At 67.4% G+C, this 21,777-nt stretch carries 20 protein-coding genes and 2 pseudogenes; 12 read left to right on the top strand and 10 right to left on the bottom strand.

Annotation, left to right across the window (positions count from 1 at the left end; translation table 11 throughout):
- Positions 1-786 precede the first annotated feature (786 nt).
- Positions 787-1,275 (bottom strand): annotated as a pseudogene (locus E5CHR_RS08775) (oligopeptide/dipeptide ABC transporter ATP-binding protein); the annotation flags it as partial.
- 152 nt (positions 1,276-1,427) lie between these two features.
- Between E5CHR_RS08775 and E5CHR_RS08780 the strand changes: the two are divergent.
- Both E5CHR_RS08780 and E5CHR_RS08785 read left to right on the top strand, forming a co-directional pair.
- Positions 1,428-2,582, top strand: coding sequence for a zinc-dependent alcohol dehydrogenase (locus E5CHR_RS08780; RefSeq protein WP_162579326.1), 1,155 nt, complete (start codon positions 1,428-1,430; stop codon positions 2,580-2,582).
- A 22-nt stretch (positions 2,583-2,604) separates the two neighbouring features.
- On the top strand, positions 2,605-3,168 hold the full coding sequence (locus tag E5CHR_RS08785) for a hypothetical protein (RefSeq protein ID WP_232062007.1): 564 nt from the start codon (positions 2,605-2,607) through the stop codon (positions 3,166-3,168).
- Positions 3,169-3,177: 9 nt separating this feature from the next.
- Here E5CHR_RS08785 and E5CHR_RS08790 read toward each other — a convergent pair whose 3' ends face one another.
- Positions 3,178-4,626 carry an NAD(P)/FAD-dependent oxidoreductase gene (locus E5CHR_RS08790; RefSeq protein ID WP_162579327.1) on the bottom strand — a complete coding sequence of 483 codons (1,449 nt, stop codon included), beginning with the start codon at positions 4,624-4,626 and terminating at the stop codon, positions 3,178-3,180.
- 22 nt (positions 4,627-4,648) lie between these two features.
- A complete protein-coding gene (locus E5CHR_RS08795) occupies positions 4,649-5,056 on the bottom strand; it encodes a nuclear transport factor 2 family protein (RefSeq protein WP_162579328.1) in 408 nt (135 codons plus the stop codon).
- A 110-nt stretch (positions 5,057-5,166) separates the two neighbouring features.
- Between E5CHR_RS08795 and pdxR the strand changes: the two genes are divergently transcribed.
- Positions 5,167-6,702 carry a MocR-like pyridoxine biosynthesis transcription factor PdxR gene (gene pdxR / locus E5CHR_RS08800; protein ID WP_162579329.1) on the top strand — a complete coding sequence of 512 codons (1,536 nt, stop codon included), beginning with the start codon at positions 5,167-5,169 and terminating at the stop codon, positions 6,700-6,702.
- 7 nt (positions 6,703-6,709) lie between these two features.
- On the opposite strand, the gene E5CHR_RS08805 is transcribed toward pdxR, so the two are convergent.
- Positions 6,710-6,943 (bottom strand): DUF3072 domain-containing protein, encoded by a 234-nt coding sequence (locus tag E5CHR_RS08805; protein WP_162579330.1) that lies wholly within the window; start codon positions 6,941-6,943, stop codon positions 6,710-6,712.
- Positions 6,944-7,223: 280 nt separating this feature from the next.
- Between E5CHR_RS08805 and tauA the strand changes: the two genes are divergently transcribed.
- The 3 genes from tauA to E5CHR_RS08820 are packed head-to-tail and all read left to right on the top strand — an operon-like array spanning position 7,224 to position 9,937.
- The gene (gene tauA, locus E5CHR_RS08810) at positions 7,224-8,240 is read left to right on the top strand and encodes a taurine ABC transporter substrate-binding protein (RefSeq protein ID WP_162579331.1); all 1,017 of its coding nucleotides are present in this window, start codon (positions 7,224-7,226) and stop codon (positions 8,238-8,240) included.
- A gap of 19 nt (positions 8,241-8,259) precedes the next feature.
- Positions 8,260-9,048: a taurine ABC transporter ATP-binding protein gene (locus tag E5CHR_RS08815; RefSeq protein ID WP_068675595.1), complete on the top strand. Its 789-nt coding sequence runs from the start codon at positions 8,260-8,262 to the stop codon at positions 9,046-9,048.
- Positions 9,041-9,937 carry an ABC transporter permease subunit gene (locus tag E5CHR_RS08820; RefSeq protein WP_162579332.1) on the top strand — a complete coding sequence of 299 codons (897 nt, stop codon included), beginning with the start codon at positions 9,041-9,043 and terminating at the stop codon, positions 9,935-9,937. Before E5CHR_RS08815 ends, E5CHR_RS08820 begins: the two co-directional genes overlap by 8 nt.
- Before the next feature lie 33 nt (positions 9,938-9,970).
- Here E5CHR_RS08820 and E5CHR_RS08825 read toward each other — a convergent pair whose 3' ends face one another.
- The gene (locus tag E5CHR_RS08825; RefSeq protein ID WP_162579333.1) at positions 9,971-10,684 is read right to left on the bottom strand and encodes a glutathione binding-like protein; all 714 of its coding nucleotides are present in this window, start codon (positions 10,682-10,684) and stop codon (positions 9,971-9,973) included.
- A gap of 239 nt (positions 10,685-10,923) precedes the next feature.
- Here E5CHR_RS08825 and E5CHR_RS32070 point away from each other — a divergent pair.
- Positions 10,924-11,139: pseudogene (locus E5CHR_RS32070) on the top strand (thioredoxin family protein); the annotation flags it as partial.
- Positions 11,140-11,166: 27 nt separating this feature from the next.
- Positions 11,167-12,951, top strand: coding sequence for an arsenical pump-driving ATPase (gene arsA / locus E5CHR_RS08830; RefSeq protein WP_332061346.1), 1,785 nt, complete (start codon positions 11,167-11,169; stop codon positions 12,949-12,951).
- Between the two features lie 218 nt (positions 12,952-13,169).
- Here arsA and E5CHR_RS08835 read toward each other — a convergent pair whose 3' ends face one another.
- The 4 genes from E5CHR_RS08835 to E5CHR_RS08850 all read right to left on the bottom strand — a co-directional run bounded on the left by E5CHR_RS08835 (position 13,170) and on the right by E5CHR_RS08850 (position 17,302).
- Positions 13,170-13,688, bottom strand: coding sequence for an aspartate carbamoyltransferase (locus E5CHR_RS08835; protein ID WP_162579335.1), 519 nt, complete (start codon positions 13,686-13,688; stop codon positions 13,170-13,172).
- Positions 13,689-13,790: 102 nt separating this feature from the next.
- The gene (locus E5CHR_RS08840; protein ID WP_162579336.1) at positions 13,791-13,973 is read right to left on the bottom strand and encodes a helix-turn-helix domain-containing protein; all 183 of its coding nucleotides are present in this window, start codon (positions 13,971-13,973) and stop codon (positions 13,791-13,793) included.
- A gap of 301 nt (positions 13,974-14,274) precedes the next feature.
- On the bottom strand, positions 14,275-15,603 hold the full coding sequence (locus tag E5CHR_RS08845; RefSeq protein WP_162579337.1) for an MFS transporter: 1,329 nt from the start codon (positions 15,601-15,603) through the stop codon (positions 14,275-14,277).
- Positions 15,604-15,658: 55 nt separating this feature from the next.
- A complete protein-coding gene (locus tag E5CHR_RS08850) occupies positions 15,659-17,302 on the bottom strand; it encodes a GMC family oxidoreductase (protein ID WP_162579338.1) in 1,644 nt (547 codons plus the stop codon).
- A gap of 94 nt (positions 17,303-17,396) precedes the next feature.
- Here E5CHR_RS08850 and E5CHR_RS08855 point away from each other — a divergent pair, with 94 nt between their 5' ends.
- The gene (locus tag E5CHR_RS08855; RefSeq protein ID WP_162579339.1) at positions 17,397-18,248 is read left to right on the top strand and encodes an IclR family transcriptional regulator; all 852 of its coding nucleotides are present in this window, start codon (positions 17,397-17,399) and stop codon (positions 18,246-18,248) included.
- Between the two features lie 25 nt (positions 18,249-18,273).
- On the opposite strand, the gene E5CHR_RS08860 is transcribed toward E5CHR_RS08855, so the two are convergent.
- On the bottom strand, positions 18,274-19,179 hold the full coding sequence (locus E5CHR_RS08860) for a LysR family transcriptional regulator (protein WP_162579340.1): 906 nt from the start codon (positions 19,177-19,179) through the stop codon (positions 18,274-18,276).
- Between the two features lie 105 nt (positions 19,180-19,284).
- On the opposite strand from E5CHR_RS08860, the gene E5CHR_RS08865 reads away from it, so the two are divergent.
- From E5CHR_RS08865 to E5CHR_RS08875, 3 genes are read left to right on the top strand one after another with little or no spacing between them, the layout of a single operon-like run.
- On the top strand, positions 19,285-20,067 hold the full coding sequence (locus E5CHR_RS08865) for an enoyl-CoA hydratase-related protein (RefSeq protein ID WP_162579341.1): 783 nt from the start codon (positions 19,285-19,287) through the stop codon (positions 20,065-20,067).
- Positions 20,068-20,109: 42 nt separating this feature from the next.
- On the top strand, positions 20,110-21,318 hold the full coding sequence (locus E5CHR_RS08870) for a thiolase family protein (RefSeq protein WP_162579342.1): 1,209 nt from the start codon (positions 20,110-20,112) through the stop codon (positions 21,316-21,318).
- 2 nt (positions 21,319-21,320) lie between these two features.
- The gene (locus E5CHR_RS08875) at positions 21,321-21,764 is read left to right on the top strand and encodes a Zn-ribbon domain-containing OB-fold protein (RefSeq protein ID WP_162579343.1); all 444 of its coding nucleotides are present in this window, start codon (positions 21,321-21,323) and stop codon (positions 21,762-21,764) included.
- Positions 21,765-21,777: the final 13 nt, after the last annotated feature.

Raw genomic sequence — 21,777 nt, forward strand, 5'->3', positions numbered from 1 at the left:
CCTCTGGGAGAGGGTTGAGGGGAGGGCATTGGGCCTTCGATTGGGACGCTGCGGTTGGTGTGAGGCTGGAGCCGGGGCGTCGTCCCGGCAGCCGAGTCACTTTCTTTTGCTTCGCCAAAAGAAAGTAACCAAAGAAAAGGCGACCCCACTGCGCGCGTCCCTCCGCTTCGCTACGGGCAACCTGCGGTGCTCGCTTCAGGCGGGGTCCGCGCAAACTCGCTTCGCTCAAACACGCGCGGCCCTTGATCCGCCTGAAGCTGCGCTCCTCGGCACGCGCAGAGGGGAGTGGGACGGGCCATTGCTTCGCTCGGCCGCCAACGGCCTCGCTGCGCGAGGCCTGGGACAGGGGCACGCTTAGCGGGTCGAACGTGAGCACGGGCACGGGCACGGGCACGGGCATGGGCATGGGCGTGCGCCTGTGCGCATGCGTGTGCCTGTGCGTGTGTGTCAGCGTGAGCAAGGACCAGGAGCTCACGCCAAATTGCAAACCACAGAAGGACGCGCCATGGCGCGTTGGATTCCAAGTCCCCTCTGGCCGCGCCGAGGAGCGGAGCTTTTCGCGGATCAGGGCCGCGCGTGTTTGAGCGAAGCGAGTTTGCGCGGACCCCGCGAAAAGCGAGCACCGCAGGTTGCCCGTAGCGAAGCGGAGGGTCGCGGCCAGTGGGGTCGCCTTTTCTTTGGTTACTTTCTTTTGGCGAAGCAAAAGAAAGTGACTCGGCTGCCGGGACGACGCCCCGGCTCCAGCCTCAAACCACGCACAACGTCCCAATCGAAGGCCCGGTGCCCTCACCCCAGCCCCCTCCCAGAGGGAGAGGGAGCAGGACCTCCTCGCGCAGCCTCCTTCAGCTTGTGCGGCTGCGGCGCCCCATGGAGCCAGCAGGCTGCGCCATGCGGCATCGCGGCATGCAACGGAACGAACGCGCTCGGCAGCTCGAACATCTGCGGCACCTCGGTCGCGCAGCGTTCCATCGCATGCGGGCACCGCTCCCGAAAGGCGCACCCGCTACCCAGTTCCCAGATCGAAGGCACCATGCCGGCGATCTCGGGCAGCGCCTCGCGGTCCTTGCCGATGGTGCTGCTGCCGAGCTCCGGCAGGCATTCGATCAGGCCGCGGGCGTAGGCATGGCCCGGCTCGCCGAGCACCTGCGCCGCGGTGCCTTGCTCGATGACGCGGCCGGCGTACATGACCATGACGCGGCCGGCATACATGACCATGACGCGGTCGGCCATCTCGGCCACCGCGCCCATGTCGTGGGTGATGAGCAGAATGGCCGTGTTGTAGGCGCCCGGCGCCAGCGAAGGCCGCCGATCACCTACGCACCAGGCGTCGAACGCGTCCAACCTACTGCATTTCCGGGGCCTCGAACGCAAGCGCGGTGGCCCGTCATGCACCTTGCAGCAGATCATGGATCGAAAGGACGAACACAATGCTAGCCATGGATTACCGAGGCCCGTACCGCATCCGGGCCGTCCACAAGCCCGATCCCGTGATCGAGCATCCGAACGACGCCATCGTGCAGGTGATGCGCTCCTGCATCTGCGGTTCGGACCTGCACCTTTACCACGGGCTCGTGCCCGACACGCGCGTAGGCAGCACCTTCGGCCATGAATTCATCGGCGTCGTCACGGACATCGGAAGTTCGGTGCGCAACCTGAAGGTGGGCGACCGGGTGCTCGTGCCCTTCAACATCTTCTGCGGCAGTTGCTACTTCTGCCAGCGCGAGCTCTACAGCAATTGCCATGACACCAACCCCGAGGCCACCGCAGTCGGCGGCATCTACGGCTATTCGCACACCGCCGGCGGCTATGACGGCGGGCAGGCCGAGTACGTGCGCGTGCCCATGGCCGACGTGGGCCCCACCCGCATTCCGGACGACCTGTTGCTGGACGATGCCGTCCTGCTGACCGACGCCTTCCCGACCGGCTACCAGGCCGCGGAAATGGGCGATATCGAGGAAGGCGACACGGTCGTCGTGTTCGGTGCGGGGCCGGTCGGCATCTTTGCGGCCAAGTCAGCCTGGCTGCTGGGCGCGGGCCGCGTGATCGTGGTCGACCACCTCGACTACCGGCTGGAGTTCGTCAGGAACTTCGCCCAGTGCGAGACCTTGAATTTCCTGAGCGTGGGCGACATGGCGATCCACATCAAGAAGATGACCGACGGGCTGGGCGCCGATGTCTGCATCGATTGCGTGGGCTGCGAGGCCACCGGCAACTTCCTGCAGCGGCTCACCGGCGTCAAGCTCAAGCTGCAGGCCGGCTCGGCCACCGTGCTGCACTGGGCCATCAACTCGGTGCGCAAGGGCGGCGTGGTGTCGATCGTCGGCGTGTACGGCCCGACCTTCAACTTCGTGCCGATCGGCAACGCGATCAACAAGGGGCTGACGCTGCGCATGAACCAGGCGAGCGTCAAGCGACACCTGCCGCGGCTGATCGAGCACATCCAGGCGGGCCGCATCCAGCCGCACAAGATCATCACCCATCGCATGCCGCTGGAGGAGGTGGCCGACGCGTATCACCTCTTCTCCAGCAAGCTCGATGGCTGCATCAAGACGGTGCTGGTCCCCCCCGGCGCGCCGCAATGAGCCGCCCACCAAGGAGCCCCCGATGACAACACCCGCGACATCACCCGAATCAACACCCCAGACAACACCCCAGACGACACCCAAAACGACACCCAAGACGACACCGGAGAAGTACGCACACATCCAGGGCTGGGGCGCCGACCTGGACCACGCCAACCGCCCCGCCTACCCGCGCGAGCGCCAGCCGCCTCGCCTGGAAGGCGTGCACTGGGACCATCCCGAGCAGCAGCCGCAAAACGTCGAGGTGCTGCACTCGACAGAGCGGCCGGGCATCACGTCCGTCTTCGGCAGCACGGTGCCTCCGAGCGGGCTGAGCGGCCAGCTGCGCAGGCTGGCGTTCAGGCACAGCGAGAACGACCTGCGCCATTGGCTGTTGCTGCTCTTGGCCGACCGGGTCAATGTCGGCGAGGGCCTGATCGACGACCTGTCGCGGGGCCACGTGCCGCGGCTCTATGCGGAGATGGGCGGACGCGCCGAACTGAGGCACAACCCGGTGGGCGCGGCACGCAAGCTGTTGATCGTTGCCGGGACGATCGGGCTGTGCTGGCTGGCGCTCAGGGGGCGCCACCGGCGCGACGAGTACTGACAGGCCGCGCTACTTTTCGTCGCGCAACCAGTACCACTTGTAAAGCACACGCTGCCCCATGCGCCTGAAGGGCGCGAAGGCCGGCGACTCCACCAGCCCCAGCACGTTGGGGAAGGGCAGCGGCGAGCGGTAGATCGGCAGCTCGAACACCTCGCGCCCCGCGTCCTGGCCCGCCACGCGCTCGGCCAGGCGCTTGCCGGCCCAGGTCGAGAACGAGACGCCGTTGCCGCCGTACCCCACGGCGTACCAGATCTTCTTGTCCGGCTCGGGCTGCGTGATGCGCGGCATCATGTCGTGGCTCACGTCCACCCAGCCCCACCACGAGTAGTCGATCTGGATGCCGGCCAGCGGCGGGAACTTGCGTGCGATGGCGTCGGTGAGCAGTTTCAGGTGGACCGGGTCCTCGGCGTCGGCGCCGCTCACCGAGCTGCGGCTGCCCAGCTGCAGCCGGTTGCCCTTGAGCAGCCGGTAGTAGAAGCGCAGCGTGCGCGTGTCGGTCAGGAAGGTGAGCGACTTGAAGTTGGTGGCCTTGAGCTCGGCCTCGGTCAGCGGGCGCGTGACGACCGAGTTCGACAGGATCGGCATGATCTTGTTCTTGAGCAGCGGCGAGAGCGCCTGCCCGGTGTAGCCGCCGGTGCACACCGCCACGCGCCGCGCGCGCACGATGCCGCCGGGGGTGCGCAGGTGATGCACGCCGTCGATGGTCTGCCAGCCCTGCACCGGGCTCGAGGTGTGGACCTTCACGCCCAGTGCGCGCGCCTTGCGCATCAGCCCGAAGGTGAACTTCAGCGGATGGATGCCGACACCCTCCGACTCGAAGAGCGCGCCCACGGCCTCGCGCTCGTCGCAGTAATCACGCCGCACTTCCTCGGCGCTGAGCATGCGCGTGTCGTAGCCGAACTGCTCGCGCATGAGGCGCGCCTCGGCCTCCAGGCCGGCGAGCTTCTCCGGCCGGTGGGCCAGGTAGAGATGGCCGCCGTCGTAGGCATCGCAGTCGATCTGCGTCGTCAGGTGCCTGAAGTTCTCGAAGCCGGCGCGGATCTCGGCATCGAGGCGCCGCGCCGTGTCCAGGCCCCAGCGCTGGATCCACTGCGAGCGCTTGAGCCGGCCGCTGGCGTTCTGGCCCTGGCCGCCGCTGCGGCTGGAGCAGCCCCAGGAGGCCTGGTTGGCTTCGAGCACCGTGGCCCGGATGCCATGCTCCTGTGCCAGATAGAGCGCGGTGGACATGCCGGTGGCGCCGGAGCCGATGATGGCCACGTCCACGTCGATGTCGCGCAGCACCGGCCCGTCGTCTTCGGGCGGCGTTCCCGCGCTGGCCACCCACCACGTCGGCGCGTAGGCGCGGCCGGCGCCCGGGTCGGGTGCGACCAGGGGGTCGTAGCGCGGGTCGTAGGGCTTGGGCGCGGGCGCGGTCCGGCCGCCGGTCGAGAACTGCGCGGTGCCTGCGGTCGTCGTCATGGCGTTTCCTTCAACCGGGGAACTACTTCGCTGCAGGCAGGTTCGGCCGCGTCTTGCGGAACACGTTCTTGAGCGCGATCTTCCCGTCCTTGAAGCTGAAGACGTCGATGCCGTCCGTCTCGATGCGGCTGCCGTCGGCCGCGGTGCCGGTGAAGGTCCATTGCGAAGTGCCGAAGTCGCCGGCCACGAAATGCCGGCCGTTGCGCCACTGCGCGTCGGGCACCGCCTCCCAGGCCGCGGCGAAGGCCTTTCGCACTGCCGCCGTACCGCTGTGGCGGGTGCCGCAGGCCTCCGCTCCGGCCGCGGTCTGGAACACGCAGTCTTCGTGCATGAAGCTCATCAGGGCCTCGATGTCGTGGCGGTTCCAGGCCTCGCTGAAGGCCTCCAGGGTGGCGATGGTCACGGGGGCGGGCGATGCTGCTGCGGTCACGCGGGACTCCTGTCTTGTCGATGAGCGCAAGCGTAGAGAGCCGGCGCGCGGCGCGATAGGGCCAGATGCAAGGATTCGACCGAGCCAGTCGGCACTAAACTTTGCGCACCATGCCCAACCCCCGTGCCATCCAGTGGGCGCAGCTCTTCGAACTGCCCGAACAACCCGGCCTGCCGCTGCAGGGCCGCCTGCGCGCGGCGGTGGTGCAGGCCATCCTTGAAGACCGTCTGAGCCCCGGTGCGCCGTTGCCCTCGTCGCGCGAGCTGGCGGCGCTGCTGGGCCTGAGCCGCAACACCGTGACCTCGGCCTACCTCCAGTTGATGGACGAGGGCTTCCTCGAAGCGCGCCCGCGCAGTGGCGTCTTCGTCGCGCAGAACGCGCGGCCGCTCACCGCGGCGCTGGCCGAGCCGCTGGTGGGCCGCAGCGGTCAGTCAGGCCAGCCGCCCGACTGGCCAGCGCGGGTGCTGCGCTCCCAGGTGGCCCGGCCCACGCTTTCCAAGCCCGACCGCTGGCGCGACTACCCGTACCCCTTCGTCTACGGCACCTACGACCCGCAGCTGTTTCCCACCGAGGACTTCCGCGAATGCTGCGCGCGCAGCCTGGCGCGCTCGCAGCTGCCGCACTGGACGCCGGACTTCGAGACCGATGACGTGCCCGACCTGATCGAGCAGATCCGAACGCGCCTCCTGCCCCGGCGCGGCGTGTTCGCGCTGAAGGAGGAGATCCTCGTCACCCTCGGCGCCCAGCACGCCTGCTACCTGCTCGCCGAGGCGCTGTTCGACGAGCACACCCGCGTCGGGCTGGAGGAGCCCGGCCATCCGCATGCGCGCAACAGCTTCGCGATGCGCAACCCGAAATGGGTGGAGATCGACGTCGACGAGGAAGGCCTGGTGGTCGATGCGCTGCCGGCCGCCGACTACCTGTTCTGCACGCCCTCGCACCAGAGCCCGACCACCGCCACGCTGAGCCTGGAGCGGCGCCAGTGGCTCTTGCGCAAGGCCGAGCTGCAGGACTTCGTGATCATCGAGGACGACTACGAGGCCGAGAACCTGTACGAGGGCCAGCCGATGCCTGCGCTCAAGAGCCTGGACAAGACGGGGCGGGTGATCTACGTAGGCTCGGTGTCCAAGAGCCTCTCGCCGGCGCTGCGCCTCGGCTTCATCGTGGCACCGCGCGCCCTGATCAAGGAGTTGCGGGTGATCCGCCATGCGATGGTGCGGCATCCCAGCGCCTTCCTGCAGCATGCGTATGCGCTCTTCCTCTCGCTCGGGCACCACGAGTCTCACGCGCGGCGCGTCAACCATGCCATGCAGGAACGGCTTGCGCTGGCGGCGCAGGCACTGCGCGAGCACCTGCCCGATTTCGGATTTACGCTGCCCTCGGGCGGCGCGTCCATCTGGGTGCAGGCGCCGTCGTGGGTGGATTCGGCCGAGCTGGCGCTGATGGCGCGCAGCCACGGGGTGCTGATCGAGGCGGGGGACGTGTTCTTTGCCAAGCCGCCTTATCCGTGTCCCTTCTTCCGGCTGCGGCTGTCGTCGATCGCGGCGGGGCAGATTCCGGCGGGCATCAGGGCGCTTGGGCTGGCGGTGCAGGAGTTGGCGCAGGCGCGCGGTGAAAGCCTGAGCGCTGCGCCTCGCACCCATTGACGCAAGGTCAATGCCGCGCCGATGTCGATCCGCGGCCCGTCTCGGCTTGCAGCTCATCGATTCGCCGAGAGGCGTCGGCCTTGGTGAGCGTGTCGTCGAAATCGACCTTCGCCTCTTCGCACAGGGTCTTCAGGTAAGACCGCTGCGCGCCTGTCATCGGCTCGTCTCCGGTCACCCAGTCGTCCGGGTCCTTCTCCATGTTGCTTTCAGCAGCATGCGCTTGCGTGGCCTTGTCAGTCATGTGTGTGAACTCCAGAAGCTAGAGGAAGGAACTGTATGAAACAACAGCCTTCCACATGTCGGACGATGCCCCTAGGCGCTGTCGAAATGCAGCGGGTGCGCGGCCGCTCGTGATCGCAGTTGCCGAAACGGCGTTCGCGGCGCGCACCGCCCTCGTGCGGCCCGCACCAGATCGAGGGTAAGTCCCCATCTGCTGGCTCCATGCCGCTGCGTGCCCTGGCACTTCCGGCTGCGCGCCGATGGGTGCAAAGTCCCATTCGCCTCATCATCAGGAGAAACGAATGAACATGCCCCGGCGCTTCACCCTCTCAGGCGCGGCCTTGACTGCCGCATTGGCCCTCGGCGGCGTTGCCGCGCAAGCACAGACCAAGGAGCTGACCTTCGCCCACCAGGACATGCTGGTGCCCCTGCGGCTGGTGATGGAGTCGGGCGAGGTCGAGAAGGCCACCGGCTACAAGATCAACTGGCGCATGTTCTCCGGCGGCGGCGACGTGATCCGCGCCATGGCATCGGGCGACGTGCAGATGGGCGAGACGGGTTCCAGCCCGCTGACCGCTGCTGCCAGCCAGGGCCAGGACATCAAGCTGTTCTGGATCTCCGCCGACATCGCAGACGCCGAGGCGCTGGTCGCGCGCAACGCCTCGGGCATCACGAGCCTCAAGGACCTGAAGGGCAAGAAGGTCGCCACGCCCTTCGTCTCCACCGCGCACTACCAGCTGATGGCCGGCATGAAGATGGAAGGCGTGGACCCGAAGACCGTCAACGTGATGAACATGCGCCCGCCCGAGATCGCGGCAGCCTGGGAGCGCGGCGACATCGACGCCACTTTCATCTGGGATCCGGTGCTGTCGAAGATCCGCGGGAGCGGCAAGACCATCGCCACCTCCGGCAGCATCGGCAAGCGCGGCGCGCCGACCTTCGAAGGCATCGTGGTCAACGCGAAGTGGGCCGCGGCCAATGAGCCTTTCATGGTCGCCTTCGTGAAGGCGCTCAACCGCGCGAACGAAGAGTACAAGGCCTCCGGCAAGAGCTGGACACCCGATTCGCCCCAGGTCAAGGCGATGTCCAAGTGGACCAAGGCCAATCCTGCCGACGTGGGCGCGGCGATGGCGCTCTACAGCTTCCCGACCATGGCCGAGCAGGTGTCGCCCACCTGGCTGGGCGGCGGCGCGGCCAAGGCGATGGCCAACACGGCCGTGTTCCTGAAGGAACAGGGCCGGGTGCAGGAGGTCAAGGCCGACTACAGCGGCTTCGTGACCACCGCCTACGTCGAGAAGGCGATGGCGGCTGCGAAGTAAGCCATCAAGGAAGCATCCGATGCCCACGCTCGACATCCGCGACCTCACGGTCAACTACGCCGTCACCGGCGGCACGCTGCAGGCGCTGGCCCCGGTCAACCTGCAGATGCACGACGGCGACTTCGTGGTCGCGCTCGGCGCCTCCGGCTGCGGCAAGACCACGCTGCTCAATTGCATCGCCGGCTTCCTGCCGCCGTCGACCGGGGAGATCCTGCTGGACGGCAAGCCCGTCGCAGGCCCAGGCGCCGACCGCGGCGTGGTGTTCCAGAAGCATGCCCTGATGCCGTGGCTCAACGTGCGCGACAACGTCGCGCTGGGCCTGCGCCTGGCCGGCGTCGGCAAGGCCGAGCGCGACCGCATCGCCGAGGACAAGCTGGCCCTGGTCGGCCTGCAGCAGTACGCCGGCCGGGCCGTCTACGAGCTCTCCGGGGGCATGCAGCAGCGCGTCGGCATCGCGCGCGCGCTCGCCAGCGATCCGGCCGTGCTGCTGATGGACGAGCCCATGGGCGCGCTCGATGCCTTCACGCGCGAACAGGTGCAGGAGATCCTGCTGAAAGCCTGGTCGAAGTCCAACAAGATGGTGTTCTTCATCACCCACTCGGTGGAGGAGGCGCTGTTCCTTGCCACCCGGCTGATCGTGATGAGCCCGAGCCCGGGGCGCATCTCGCACGTGTACGACCAGGTTCCGTTCTCGCGCCAATACCTCTCGCATGGCGACTCGCGCAAGGTGAAGTCGGAGCCCGAGTTCATCCGCATGCGCGAAGAGGTGCTGGCCATCATTCATCATCGGGAGGCCGTCCATGCCTGACGCCATCATCGCTTCGCCCGTGGCCATGACGCCGCCGGCCAACAGTCCCGCGCAGCCGGCCGTTGTCGCTGCACCTGCCAAGGGCGGTGCCAAGCTCAAGACCAGCGCCTTCAAGGTGCCCGGCGCGGGCTCCAGCGTCACCATCAGCGTGGTCACCGTGGCCGTGCTGGTGGCGCTGTGGTTCGTGGTGACCAACATGGGCTGGGTCAAGCCGCTGTTCCTGCCTTCGCCGCAGGCGGTGGCGCAGCAGTTCTACGAGTACGTGACCGGCCAGGCCAACGACAAGCCGCTGTGGCAGCACTTCCTGGCGAGCATGTTCCGCGTGTTCTCGGCCTTCCTGCTGGCCTGCGTCACGGCCATTCCGATCGGCATCGCCATGGGCATGAGCCGGGTGGCGCGCGGCATCTTCGACCCGCCGCTGGAGTTCTACCGGCCACTGCCGCCGCTGGCCTACCTGCCGCTGATCATCATCTGGTTCGGCATCGACGAGCTGCCCAAGGTGCTGCTGATCTTCCTGTCGTGCTTTGCGCCGCTGGCCCTGGCCGCGCGCTCGGGCATGCGCAGCGCGTCGCAGGAGCAGATCAACGCGGCCTACTCGATGGGCGCCAGCTACATGCAGGTGATCCGCCACGTGATCCTGCCCTCGGCGCTGCCCGACATCCTGGTGGGCATGCGCATCGCGATCGGCTTCGGCTGGACCACGCTGGTGGCGGCGGAGATGGTGGCAGCCAACATGGGCCTGGGGCAGATGGTGCTCAATGCCTCCAACTTCCTGCGCACCGACATCGTGATCATGGGGATCATCGTGATCGGCGTGGTGGCCTACCTGTTCGACCTGCTGATGCGCTGGACGGAGCGGCGGCTGGTGCCTTGGAAGGGGCGGATGTAGGCGCGGCGGGGCAGGGGTGCCCCGCATGCGTGTTCAGCCGGCGGCGGCGCGGCTCGGGATGCCCAGGCCCCGCATGACCGCGGGGCGCGCCACGAAAGCCTCGAGTGCGCGCTTCACATGCGGGAAGGCGTGGAACTCCACCAGTTCGCCCGCCTCGTAGAAGCCGACCAGGTTGCGCACCCAGGGGAATGTGGCGATGTCGGCAATGGTGTAGTCGTCCCCCATGATCCAGTCGCGCCCCGCGAGCCGCATCTCCAGCACGTGGAGCAGCCGCCGGGCCTCCGCCACGTAGCGGTCGCGCGGGCGCTTGTCGTCGTAGTGCCTGCCGGCGAACTTGTGGAAGAAGCCGACCTGGCCGAACATCGGGCCGATGCCGCCCATCTGGAACATCAGCCACTGGAGGGTTTCGTAGCGCGCGGCAGGATCGGCCGGCAGCAGCTGGCCCGTCTTGTCCGCCAGGTAGATCAGGATCGCGCCCGACTCGAAGAGCGGCAGCGGCTTGCCGCCGGGGCCGTCGGGGTCGAGGATGGCCGGGATCTTGTTGTTGGGGCTGAGCGAGAGGAACTCCGGCGACATCTGGTCGTGCGTCTCGAAGTTGACCAGGTGGGGCTCGTAGGGAAGGCCGGTCTCTTCGAGGAAGATCGACACCTTGACGCCGTTGGGTGTCGGCAGCGAATAGAGCTGCAGGCGGTCGGGGTGGGCCGCGGGCCACTTCTTGGTGATGGGGTAGGCGGACAGATCGGCCATGGGTTCTCCTTGTTGTCTGGAAGAGGGCGCAAGGGCGGATTTTGCCCTTGCTTCGGACGGCGATCCGGCACCGCGATTGAGGATCTCTTGATAAATCGCAAGGCCGAGTCCGTGAGGCGGTGCACAGTTCGCCATGCCGAGTGGCACCTTTCAACTTCAGGACGTCACAACGCATGTGGCGGGACCGGCCTCGAAGCCCGTTTCGCCAAGGTCATGACTACGCAAGCGGGTACCCGAAAATGGAAATCAAGGTCCTGGGTTCAGGATGCAGCAAGTGCCGCAGCACCATCGGGCTGATCGAAAGAGCTGCCAACACGGCTGGTGTCCCGGTCGAGATTGTCAAAGTCGAAAGCCCCGAAGAGATCAGGCGGCTTGGCGTCCTCTCAACCCCTGCCGTCATCATCGACGGGAAGATCGTCCACAGCGGCGGCATTCCCTCCCGCGATAGCGTGCAAGGCTGGTTGAAGCCTCGCTCCGTGCCCATGGGGTTTCTGAGTCAGGCCGCCCGGCATCTGTTCTTCACCGGCAAGGGCGGAGTTGGAAAGACGTCTTTGTCGACTGCGGCTGCACTGGCGCTGGCGGATTCGGGCAAATCGGTTCTGCTCGTCAGTACCGACGCGGCTTCGAATCTGGATGAGATGCTGGGCATCGAACTGCGCAACACACCGACGCCCGTGCCTGGCGCGCGCGGCCTGTTCGTCCTGAACATCGACCCCGACAACGCGGCCGAGTCCTATCGGCAGCGGGTCCTGGCGCAGATGGCCGCCGGCGCCGCCAGCGAAACCGAACTCTCGACGGTGCGCGAACAGCTGTCGGGGGCCTGCACCACCGAAATCGCGTCGTTCGACGAGTTTGCCTCACTCTTGTCCGACGGCGCTGCAGACTTCGATCACATCGTCTTCGACACGGCCCCGACGGGGCACACGCTGCGATTGCTCAGCCTGCCCAAGGCATGGAGCGGATTTCTGGACGGCAACGATCGTGGCGCCTCCTGCCTGGGCCCGCATTCGGGATTGAAGATGCAGGAGACGCGCTTCAAGGCCGCGCTCGAGGCCTTGAGTGATCCGGCAAGGACCACGGTCGTTCTGGTGACCCGGCCCGACAAGGGGGCGATCGCCGAAGCGGCACGCACTTCGGAGGAGTTGCATGCGCTGGGCCTGAACAACCAGCGTCTCGCCGTCAACGGCATATTTCGCGCCAGCGACTCCACGGATACGGTGGCATCCGCGATCGAGGCCCTGGGCCGGCAGGCCCTGGCGGAGATGCCCGCGTCCCTGCACGCCTTGCCGCAGGACAGCGTGCCGTTGCGAGCGTTCGACATGGTCGGTCTGCCCGCCTTGCGTGCGCTGCTCGGCGATGGAGCGGCCCCGAGCCCGACTGGCGAGAGTGCGGCAGCCGAAGCCACGGCCCCGCTGCGAGGCCTGGACGCGCTGGCGGACGAACTCGCCGCGGCGGACCGCGGCCTGATCATGGTGATGGGCAAGGGTGGCGTCGGCAAGACAACGGTGGCCGCCGCGTTGGCGCTCGGGCTGATCCAGCGCGGCAAGACCGTTCATCTGAGTACCACGGATCCGGCTGCTCACCTGTCGGCAACGCTGGAAGGCGAGGTGGAGGGATTGCGTGTGGACCGCATCGACCCGAAGGCCGAGACCCAGCGCTATGTCGACAAGATCATGGCGGCCAGGTCGCCCAGTCTCAACGCGCAGGAGCAAGCGCTGTTGCTCGAAGACCTGCGATCGCCGTGCACCGAGGAAGTGGCCGTGTTCCACGCCTTCTCGCGCATCGTCAGCGAAGCACGCAGCGCCTTCGTGGTGCTGGACACGGCGCCCACCGGACATTCCCTGCTGCTGATGGACGCCACGGGCGCCTACCACCGGCAGGTGGTTCGGGAGTTCGAAGGGCACGGGAGCGCTCGCGTCGTCACGCCTCTGATGAGGCTGCAGGACGCCGCGTACACCAAGATCATTTTGGTGACGCTGCCGGAAGTGACCCCCGTCTCGCAAGCCGCTGCCTTGCAGGATGACCTGCGCCGCGCCGGCATCGAGCCCTATGCATGGGTCCTCAATAAGAGCGTTCTGGCGGCGGGCACGCACGACCCCTTGCTGGCGGCGCGATTGGCGGGTGAACGCAAGCAGTTGGAGCGCATGTCGAGCGGGTTGGCCAAGCGCATCTTCACGCTCCCCTGGCTGACCCGCCCGCCGATCGGATTCGCCGAGTTGTCCAAGCTGGTCACCGAAAAATGGCGCACGCCTGCAGCGCGCGTCTGAAACGACCCAGGCACACCACCGAGGTCCCTATGTACGGATTCACAAAGACGCTCGTCGGTACGTCATTCGGCATGACCGACATCGGGTGAGCCTTGATCGCCTGCGCGACTTGGGGATCATCGGATTCGTCGACCGTGCGTATGTCATCCGGCAGCATCGTCACAGAGCGCCGGATCTTGGTGTTGTCGGCCAGAAGGTCAACACCAGGTCCTCTCGAATTACTGCTTGGGCATTTCGTGGTGCATGTGGCCATGGTGATCGGCCGTTGCGTCCGCACCGTGGTCGGAGAGTTGGGCGTCGAGCCAGGCGTGCAACGCCGACACAAGTTGAACATCATCAGTCCGATACGTCAGCTCCGCTCCGCCCCTCACGTCCTTGTAGTCGATGGTGAGCTGGCCCGGCTTGCTGGCCTTTAGCTGCGCGAGTCCGGGCATCTCCTCGCCGTGGATGTGGGCCGGACCTGAAAAATCGCCCTTGAGGAATTGGGCCTGGATCTCACGCAGGTGCCCGCGTACCAGCCTGACTTGCCGACTGTCTGCAGCACTCTTGGTCACGACCCGCTGCACTCCGCCGTCGGCGGTCTTGGTGAAGACGTGGGTAGTCGCCTTCAGACTGAAGGGCATGACGTCCGGCCCGCGGCGCGCGACCTCCGCCTGACGCTCGGGGTCCGCTGCGTGCGAGATCATGGGGAGCAGGACGAGGGCAGCGATTGCCGCGCCCAACAGGGACTTGGTCATGGCGGATATCTCGATTTGGGCATTTGCCTGGAAGTGCGCCGATATTGAAGGCGCGCCTCGGCAGCGCCTATGATTTAAGTCATATCGCGACTGCCGTGGCAGCTATTTGGCGAGACGCAGAGTCGCGCCTTGCCGCTCGAGCACGCCTTCGCGCTCGAGCCCGGCAAGCGTCCTGTAGAGCACCTCGTGCGTGAGTCCCAGGTCACGCGCCAGGTCCTTCAACGTTCCGGGCAGCACCACCTCGCAGCGGTCACCCTGTCCTTCGGATACCAGCAGATGGCGCACGCGCTCCGCAGCGCCTTTTGAGCGAACGTGGCCGGGAAGTCGCGAAAAATTGTGGATTCCATGGTGACCCGTGAGGCCTCGGAGCTCGCGGGTGGAAATTGTCGCAGGCCAGGCGCAGCACAGGCTCGGCCTCGCAAAGGCCCTCCTGGCTACTGTCCACCGCTGCAATGCGTACATCGTCGTCGGCGCAAGCGTGCCATTGCGAATCGTCGAGAGCCTGCCGCTGCCGGCCGCCGGCGGGGCGTTTGAAAAACAGGCCCTCAACGTCGCGGGACAACTGCTGCACGGCGAAGAGCACGCCCTAGCGCCCGGCGCCGCCCACGGACAGCGGCCGGGCTTGCGCCTCCCCGGCGGGCGCGGAGCGCCCGATCAGCCAGGCGCACACGGCCGACACCACCCCCGCAAACAGCACGTACATGCAGATTTGCCAGGGCTGCCCCCCACCCGACTTCAGCAGCGCCGTCGCGACGATGGGCGTGATGCCCGACGCAAAAATCCCCGAGAACTGGTAGACGAACGAGATCCCCGTGTACCGTACCTTCGCATCGAAGAGATCGCAGAAGAGCGCGGCCTCGGGCCCGTACACGGACGCATAGAGGATGCCGAACGGCACGATGATCGCGAGCCAGATCAGCAGCACGTTGCCACCGCTGTGCGTCATCAGCCAGAAGCCCGGGAACGCGGCGATCGCAGTGATCAGCGAGCCCCACATGTAGACCTTGGGCCTTCCGAGCCGGTCGGACATGCGCCCGAAGAAGGGAATGGTGAAGATCATCACGACCGCCGCGGCCATCACGCCGAGCAGCGCCTCGGTGCGGCTGATCTTCAGCGTACTGGTGAGGTAGTTGATCGAGAACACGCCGAAGACGTTGAAGAACACGCCGTCGATGTAGCGCGCACCCATCCCCTTGAGCACGTTGCCCGGATAGCGCCTGATCATGTCCATGAAGGGGATTCGCAGCTCCGCGTTGCGCGCCTTCACGGCGGCGAACTCGGGGGTCTCCTGCACATGCAGGCGGATGTACATGCCCACCGCCACCATCACGCCCGAGATCAGGAAGGCGACGCGCCAGCCCCAGGCCAGGAACTGTTCGTCGGTCAGCAGGAAGGACAGCAGTGCCACCACGCCCGAGGCCAGGCACAGCCCGATGGCCAGCCCGATCTGCGGCAGTGAGGCGTAGAAGCCGCGCTTTTCCTTCGGCGCGTACTCGTAGGCCATCAGGACCGCGCCGCCCCATTCGCCGCCCAGGCCGATGCCCTGCGCCACGCGCAGCAGCAACAGCAGGATGGGCGCGGCGACGCCGATCTGCGCATAGGTAGGCACCAGCCCGATCAGGAAGGTCGCCACGCCCATGATCATCAGCGTGAGGATCAGCATGCTCTTGCGGCCGATCTTGTCGCCGAAGTGCCCGAAGATCACGCCGCCCAGCGGCCGGGTCACGAAGCCCACGGCGAAGGTGGTGTAGGCCAGCAGCGTCGACACCACCGGATCGCTGCCCGGAAAGTAGAGCTTGTTGAACACGATGCCGGCCACCACCCCGTAGAGGAAGAAGTCGTACCACTCGATGCTGGCGCCCACCAGCGCCGATGCCACTACGCGTCGAATCGCCTTCTCGTCGGTTGCACTCATGTGTTGTCTCCAGTGAAGTGTCGTTGTAGAGCCCTTCTTCGAGGGCCAGGGGAACTCAGCGGGCGAGGGCGGTGGCGTCCTCGCGGATCAGGTCGACGGCCTTCTCGGCCATCATCACGGCCGGCGCGTTGGTGTTGCCCGAGACCAGCGTGGGCATCACCGAACAGTCGATCACGCGCAGGCCGCCCACGCCGTGCACGCGCAGGCGCGCATCGACCACGGCCATGCGGTCACGTCCCATGCGGCAGGTGCCGCTCGGGTGGAAGATGGTCGCGCCGTTGTCGCGGCAGAACTCGAGCAGGTCCTCATCGCTCGTGGCGTCCGGCCCCGGCTTGACCTCGCGCTTGACGTAGGGCCGCATCGCGGGCGAGGCAGCGATGGCGCGCGCCGCCTTCACCCCAGCCACCGCGGTGGCGCGGTCGCGCTCGGTGGCGAGGTAGTTGGGCTGCATTTCCGGTGGCTCGGCGGGATCGCGCGAGCGGATGCGGATGTGGCCGCGCGACTCCGGCCGCAGCTGGCAGACCGACAGCGTGAAGCCGGACCACGGGTGTACCTTGCCGCCCGCCATGTCGGCCGACAGCGTGGCGACGTGGAACTGGATGTCGGGCGTGTCGGCCACCGGTTGCCCGTTGGCGTCGGCCAGCGCGCGCATGAAGCAGCCTCCCTGGTTGATGCCCACCGCCAGCGGGCCGGTGCGATGCATCAGCCATTCCAGGCCCATCCTCGCCTGCCCCAGCCAGGAGTTGAGCTGGTCGTTGGTGGTGATGGGCTTGGTGCACTCGTAGCCGAGGCGGATCTGCAGGTGGTCCTGCAGGTTCTCGCCCACGCCCGGCAGCTCGTGCACCAGCGAAACGCCGCGCTGCTCGAGCAGCGCGCGAGGGCCGACGCCCGAGAGCTGCAGCAGCTGCGGCGACTGGATCGCGCCGGCGCACAGCAGCACCTCGGCGCGGCAGCGCGCGGTCTTGGCCGCGCCGCCCTGCGTGTAGCGCACGCCGACCGCGCGGCGGCCCTCGAACACCAGGCCGGTGGCCAGGGCCTCGGTCTCGATGCGCAGGTTGCTGCGGCCCTTTGCCGGTCCAAGATAGGCCTTGGCGGTGCTGCAGCGCCAGCCCTGGTGGGTGGTGAGCTGGTAGTAGCCGGCTCCTGCCTGGTCGGCGCCATTGAAGTCTTCGGTGCGCTTCACGGCGAGCGGCCCGATCTGCTGGGCGCCTTCGATGAACGCCTCGATCAACTCGTGCCTGGCGCCGATGTCCGAAACCTTGAGCGGGCCCTCTGCGCCATGGAAGGCATTCGCCCCGCGCTGGTTGCCTTCCGACTTGATGAAGTAGGGCAGCACGTCGTCGTAGCTCCAGCCCTCGTTGCCCAGCGCGGCCCAGTGGTCGTAGTCCTCGCGCTGGCCGCGGATGTAGATCAGGCCGTTGATCGCGCTGGAGCCGCCCAGCGTCTTGCCGCGCGGCCAGTAGATGCGCCGGCCGTTCATGTTGGGGTCGGGGTCGGTCTCGAAGCGCCAGTTGTAGGTGGGACTCCACATCGTCTTGCCGTAGCCGATGGGCAGGTGGATCCAGAGCGAGTTGTCGGCCGGCCCCGCTTCCAGCAGCAGCACCCGCGTCGCCGGGTCTTCGCTGAGCCGACCGGCCAGCACGCAGCCGGCCGAGCCGGCGCCCACGACGATGTAATCGAACTCTTCTTCAACAGGCATGCAGGCTTCCGGGCAGTGGAACAATCGCTTCGGCTAGCCGATGCTATGCGATGATTTTTCGGAACGCAATGTTCCACTTTAGAGGTTTACCCGTATGACGCGTCCCGCGCGCAGCGTTGCTGCTGCACCAGCTGTTGTCTCGAAGAAGCGCCGCGCGTCGCGCGTGGCCGCGCCCGCGCCCGCGCCCAAGGCCGAGGAGCCGGCGACGGCCTCGTCCGCCGAGCGCAGCCTGCGTCTGCTGGCCGTGCTGGCCAACGAGGGCCGCGCGTTGTCGCTGGCCGACCTGGCGGCCCAGCTGTCGCTGCCCAAGGGCACGGCGCATCGCATCTGCACGCAACTGCTGGCGACCGGCTTCCTGGCGCGGGATGTGGACGAGCGCATGTTCAGCGTCGGGCCCGCACTGCGGCAACTGGCCTTCGACACGCTGAACCACGGCGTGGTGCGCGGGCTGCGGCACGAGGTGCTGTCCGAGCTGGTGCGGCAGGTGGGCGAGACCTGCAACTTCACCACGCTGGATGGCGTGCAGGTGCTGTACCTCGATCGCGTCGAAGCGCAATGGCCGCTACGCCTGACGCTGGACGTCGGCTCGCATGTGCCGCTGCATTGCACCGCGAGCGGCAAGCTGTTCCTGGCGCAGATGGAGAAGAAGGAGCGCGACGCGGTGATCGGCCAGATCACGCTCACGCGGATGACGGCCAACACCATCACCGATGCCGACGCGCTGCGCGCCGAGTGCGACGCGATCGCCAGGCGGGGCTATTCGACCGACCGGGAGGAGTTCATCGCCGGCCTGGTCGCGGTCGCGTTGCCGGTGTTCGATGCAGCGGGAAAGCAGCGCGCCGCGATTGCCGTGCACGCCCCGACCGCGCGCATGACGATGGAAGACGCGATCAAGAGGATCGGCGCGCTGAGGGAGGCGGCGCAAAGGATGGCGGGCCTGCTCTGAGGCTGGGCCGCGGCCGGCGGGAGCCTCACAGCCGCTCGCAGAAATCCATCAGGTGGTTGCGGAACCACTGGTGGCTCGCGTCGTGCTCCACCGCCTCGTGCCAGATGAGGTAGACGGGAAAGCTCGGCATGCGCAGCGGCACCGTGTGCGACTTGAGGCGAAAGTGATCGGCGTACAGATGCGCCATGCGCCGCGGCAGCGTGCAGATCATGTCGGAGGTCTGCACCATCACCGGCATCGACAGGAAGTGCGGGACCGTCACCGCGATCTTGCGTGCAAGGCCGCGCTTGGACAGTGCCAGGTCGATCATGGGCATGGCGTTGGTGCGTGGCGCGAGCACGACGTGGCGCAGTCCCAGGAAGGTCTCCAGGCCGAGCTTCTCGCCGATCTCCGGGTGGTCGCGGCGCGACAGGCTCAGCAGCGTCTCGGTCAGCACGCACTTGTTGCGGTAGGCCGGCTCCTGCGGCACGAAGTAGTCCAGCGCCAGGTCCACGGCACCGTCACGCAGTTCGCCCTTGAGCTGGGAACTGGGCTCCGGCCGGATCCTGATGCGTATGCGGGGCGCCACCTTGGCCAGCCAGTCCACGAAGCGCGGCAGGATGATGGTTTCGCCATAGTCTTCGACCGCCACCACGAACTCGCGGTCGGACTGCGCGAAGTCGAAGTCGCCGTCCCCACGCAAGCCGCGCTCCAGCGCATCCAGGGCCTGGCGGATCGGCTCGGCCAGCGTCTTGGCGCGCGAGGTCGGCACCATGCCCTGGCCGCTGCGCTCGAACAGCGGATCGCCCAACCGGTCGCGCAGCCGGCCGAGCGCGTTGCTCACCGTCGGCTGCGAAAGGTGCAGCGTGCGTGCCGCCTTGGAGATGCTGCGCTCCTGGTAGACGGCGTCGAAGATCAGCAGCAGATTGAGGTCCAACGCACGAAGGTTCATGGCCCCGATGGTATTGGGAATATGAATATTCGCCATTCGTCAATGAAAGTAGCCGAATGACCTGACCCTCCGGACAATGCGTTGCATACCGAAGGAGACAAGCGCATGACAGAGGCCGCAGCCACGGTGCTGATCGACCGCCCGCTCGAGGGCGTGGCACGCCTGAGACTGAACCGTCCCGAAGCGCGCAACGCGTTGAACCAGGCACTGCGCCGCGCGCTGGCCGAGGCCTTCGCGGAACTGGACCAGGACGACAGCGTGCGTTGCGTGCTGCTGTGCGGCGGCAGCCATTGCTTCGCTGCCGGTGCCGACATCAAGGAGATCGCCGCGCTCGGCGCCAGCGAGGTCTGGCGACTGGCAGTGCCGCGCTACTGGAAGCCCATTGCCGAGTTCTCCAAGCCGCTGGTCGCGGCCGTGGCCGGCCCTGCTTTGGGCGGTGGCTGCGAGCTCGCGCTGCACGCCGACGTGATCGTGGCCGCGCGCAGCGCCCGCTTCGGCCAGCCCGAGGTGACGGTCGGCATCATGCCGGGTGGCGGTGCGACCCAGCGCCTGATGAAGGCCGTGGGCAAGTACCGTGCGATGAAGCTCATGCTCACCGGCGAGGCCGTGGGCGCCGACGAGGCGCTGGCCATGGGCATGGTCAGCGAAGTCGTCGACGACGAGGCGCTCGAGCCGCGTGCGCTCGAACTGGCCGCGCTGATCGCCGCGCGTCCGCCGATGGCGCTGCGATTGCTCAAGGAGGTGGCGCTGGCCGGCGCCGACGCGCCGCTTTCGGCCGGGCTGCTGCTGGAGCGCCGGGCCTTCGAGCTGCTGTTCGACAGCAAGGACCAGAAGGAAGGCATGCAGGCGTTCGCGGAGCGCCGCGCGCCGCAATTCGCCGGCCGCTGAGCCGCTCCTCACGTTTTTCACTGAGATAAAGGAAAAGACTTCATGCGTGCAGACGTTGCGATCGTCGGCTACGGGCGTACGCCCTACAGCCGGGCCAAGCCGGGCGAGCCGGTGCTTACGGTGGACGAATACATCGCCTGGGCGGCCGACCTCGCGCTGCAGAAGGCCGGCATGTCCAAGAACGACTTCGATGGCCAGGGACTCGGGGTCTCGCATGCCGAAGCGGCTCACACGGTCAACTGGTCGGCCGCGACCGCCGAGAACCTGGGCATCAGCCCGCAGGTGCTGCTGCGCGGCGACCAGGGCGGTGCGTCGGCGGCGTCGCTGCTGATCCGCGCGGCGGCGATGATCCGCGCCGGTATCGTCGACCGGGTGCTGGTGGTCGGCGCCGACACGCCGCTCCACATTCCCTCGCTGGCCCCGGGCTTGCCGCTGTCGCCGGAGCGCACGCGCGGCGTCTACTGGGACTTCCAGGGGCCCTTCGGCGTGATGGGGGCGAGCGCGCAATTCGCACTGGTGCAGACGCGCTACCAGCACCAGTACGCGCTCAAGTCCGAACAGCTCGGCAAGATCGCGGTGACCAACCGCTTCCATGCGTCGCTGCATCCCGGTGCCATCTATCGCCAGCCCTTCACGCTGGAGGACTACATGGGCTCGCGCGTGCTGTCCGATCCGATCCGCCTGCTCGACTGCGTGCCGATTGTCAACGGCGGCCTGGCCTACATCGTGACCTCGGCCGAGACCGCCCGCACGCTCACCGACCGGCCGGTGTACCTGCTGGGCGCGGGGGAGGCGAACAACTACTACCACGGCTCGCGCGCGCTGCCCGACATCACGACGACCGGCTACGCGGTGGCCGCACCGCTCGCCATGCAGCGCGCCGGCGTGCGGCATGAGGACATCGACTTCCTCCAGCCCTACGACGACTATCCCTTCATCGCGATGATGACCATCGAGGACCACGGCTTCTGCCGCAAGGGCGAAGGCGGCCGCTTCGTCGAGGAGCACGACCTGCGCTTCGACGGAGACTTCCCGATGTCGACCGACGGCGGGCAGCTCTCGGGCGGCCAGCCGGGCGGCGCCATCGGCGGGTTCATGCCGCTGGTCGAGGCGGTCACGCAGTTGCGCGGCGAGGCCGGCGACCGGCAGGTGCGCGATGCCCGCATCGGCATCGCCTGCGGCTTCGGCGGCATCCCCTACGGCCGGCCCGGCCGCAGCTGCATTTCCCTCATCCTTGGAACGGAGCCCTGAACATGGCAGACCTCTACCCGGACAAGCCGCAGCCCACCATCACCGACCTCACGCGCCCGTTCTGGTCCGGCGCCAGGGAGGGGCGGCTCATGCTGCAGAAGTGCCGGCGCTGCGCGACCTTCAACTTCCATCCCAAGCCCTGGTGCATCGAATGCGGCAGCCGCGAGCTGGACTGGACCGAGGCCCGGCCATTCGGCACCGTGTATTCGCACACCGTGTCGCGCTCGGTCGCAATGAACTACCCCGGCTGGGAAGCCGAGCTGCCGGTGGTGATGTGCCTGATCGACCTGGACGACGGCGCGCGCATGTACGGCCAGCTCACCGACTGCGCGCCGGGCCAGGTGCGCATCGGCATGCGCGTCGAGGCGCACTTCCAGGCCATCAGCGAGGAGGCGGGCATCCCGCGTTTCCGGCCCCTGCGCGAAGGCGCTGCCGGGGAGCGCTGAACATGGCACATGA

It is taken from the genome of Variovorax sp. PBS-H4, assembly GCF_901827205.1.
GTDB lineage: Bacteria > Pseudomonadota > Gammaproteobacteria > Burkholderiales > Burkholderiaceae_C > Variovorax.

Bases quoted from the DNA above. Each gene is read 5' to 3' on its own strand.
- E5CHR_RS08780 (WP_162579326.1), top strand. From the start codon at position 1,428: ATGCTAGCCATGGATTACCGAGGCCCGTACCGCATCCGGGCCGTCCAC.
- E5CHR_RS08785 (WP_232062007.1), top strand. From the start codon at position 2,605: ATGACAACACCCGCGACATCACCCGAATCAACACCCCAGACAACACCC.
- E5CHR_RS08790 (WP_162579327.1), bottom strand. From the start codon at position 4,626: ATGACGACGACCGCAGGCACCGCGCAGTTCTCGACCGGCGGCCGGACC.
- pdxR (WP_162579329.1), top strand. From the start codon at position 5,167: ATGCCCAACCCCCGTGCCATCCAGTGGGCGCAGCTCTTCGAACTGCCC.
- E5CHR_RS08805 (WP_162579330.1), bottom strand. From the start codon at position 6,943: ATGACTGACAAGGCCACGCAAGCGCATGCTGCTGAAAGCAACATGGAG.
- tauA (WP_162579331.1), top strand. From the start codon at position 7,224: ATGAACATGCCCCGGCGCTTCACCCTCTCAGGCGCGGCCTTGACTGCC.
- E5CHR_RS08815 (WP_068675595.1), top strand. From the start codon at position 8,260: ATGCCCACGCTCGACATCCGCGACCTCACGGTCAACTACGCCGTCACC.
- E5CHR_RS08820 (WP_162579332.1), top strand. From the start codon at position 9,041: ATGCCTGACGCCATCATCGCTTCGCCCGTGGCCATGACGCCGCCGGCC.
- E5CHR_RS08825 (WP_162579333.1), bottom strand. From the start codon at position 10,684: ATGGCCGATCTGTCCGCCTACCCCATCACCAAGAAGTGGCCCGCGGCC.
- arsA (WP_332061346.1), top strand. From the start codon at position 11,167: ATGGGGTTTCTGAGTCAGGCCGCCCGGCATCTGTTCTTCACCGGCAAG.
- E5CHR_RS08835 (WP_162579335.1), bottom strand. From the start codon at position 13,688: ATGACCAAGTCCCTGTTGGGCGCGGCAATCGCTGCCCTCGTCCTGCTC.
- E5CHR_RS08845 (WP_162579337.1), bottom strand. From the start codon at position 15,603: ATGAGTGCAACCGACGAGAAGGCGATTCGACGCGTAGTGGCATCGGCG.
- E5CHR_RS08850 (WP_162579338.1), bottom strand. From the start codon at position 17,302: ATGCCTGTTGAAGAAGAGTTCGATTACATCGTCGTGGGCGCCGGCTCG.
- E5CHR_RS08855 (WP_162579339.1), top strand. From the start codon at position 17,397: ATGACGCGTCCCGCGCGCAGCGTTGCTGCTGCACCAGCTGTTGTCTCG.
- E5CHR_RS08860 (WP_162579340.1), bottom strand. From the start codon at position 19,179: ATGAACCTTCGTGCGTTGGACCTCAATCTGCTGCTGATCTTCGACGCC.
- E5CHR_RS08865 (WP_162579341.1), top strand. From the start codon at position 19,285: ATGACAGAGGCCGCAGCCACGGTGCTGATCGACCGCCCGCTCGAGGGC.
- E5CHR_RS08870 (WP_162579342.1), top strand. From the start codon at position 20,110: ATGCGTGCAGACGTTGCGATCGTCGGCTACGGGCGTACGCCCTACAGC.
- E5CHR_RS08875 (WP_162579343.1), top strand. From the start codon at position 21,321: ATGGCAGACCTCTACCCGGACAAGCCGCAGCCCACCATCACCGACCTC.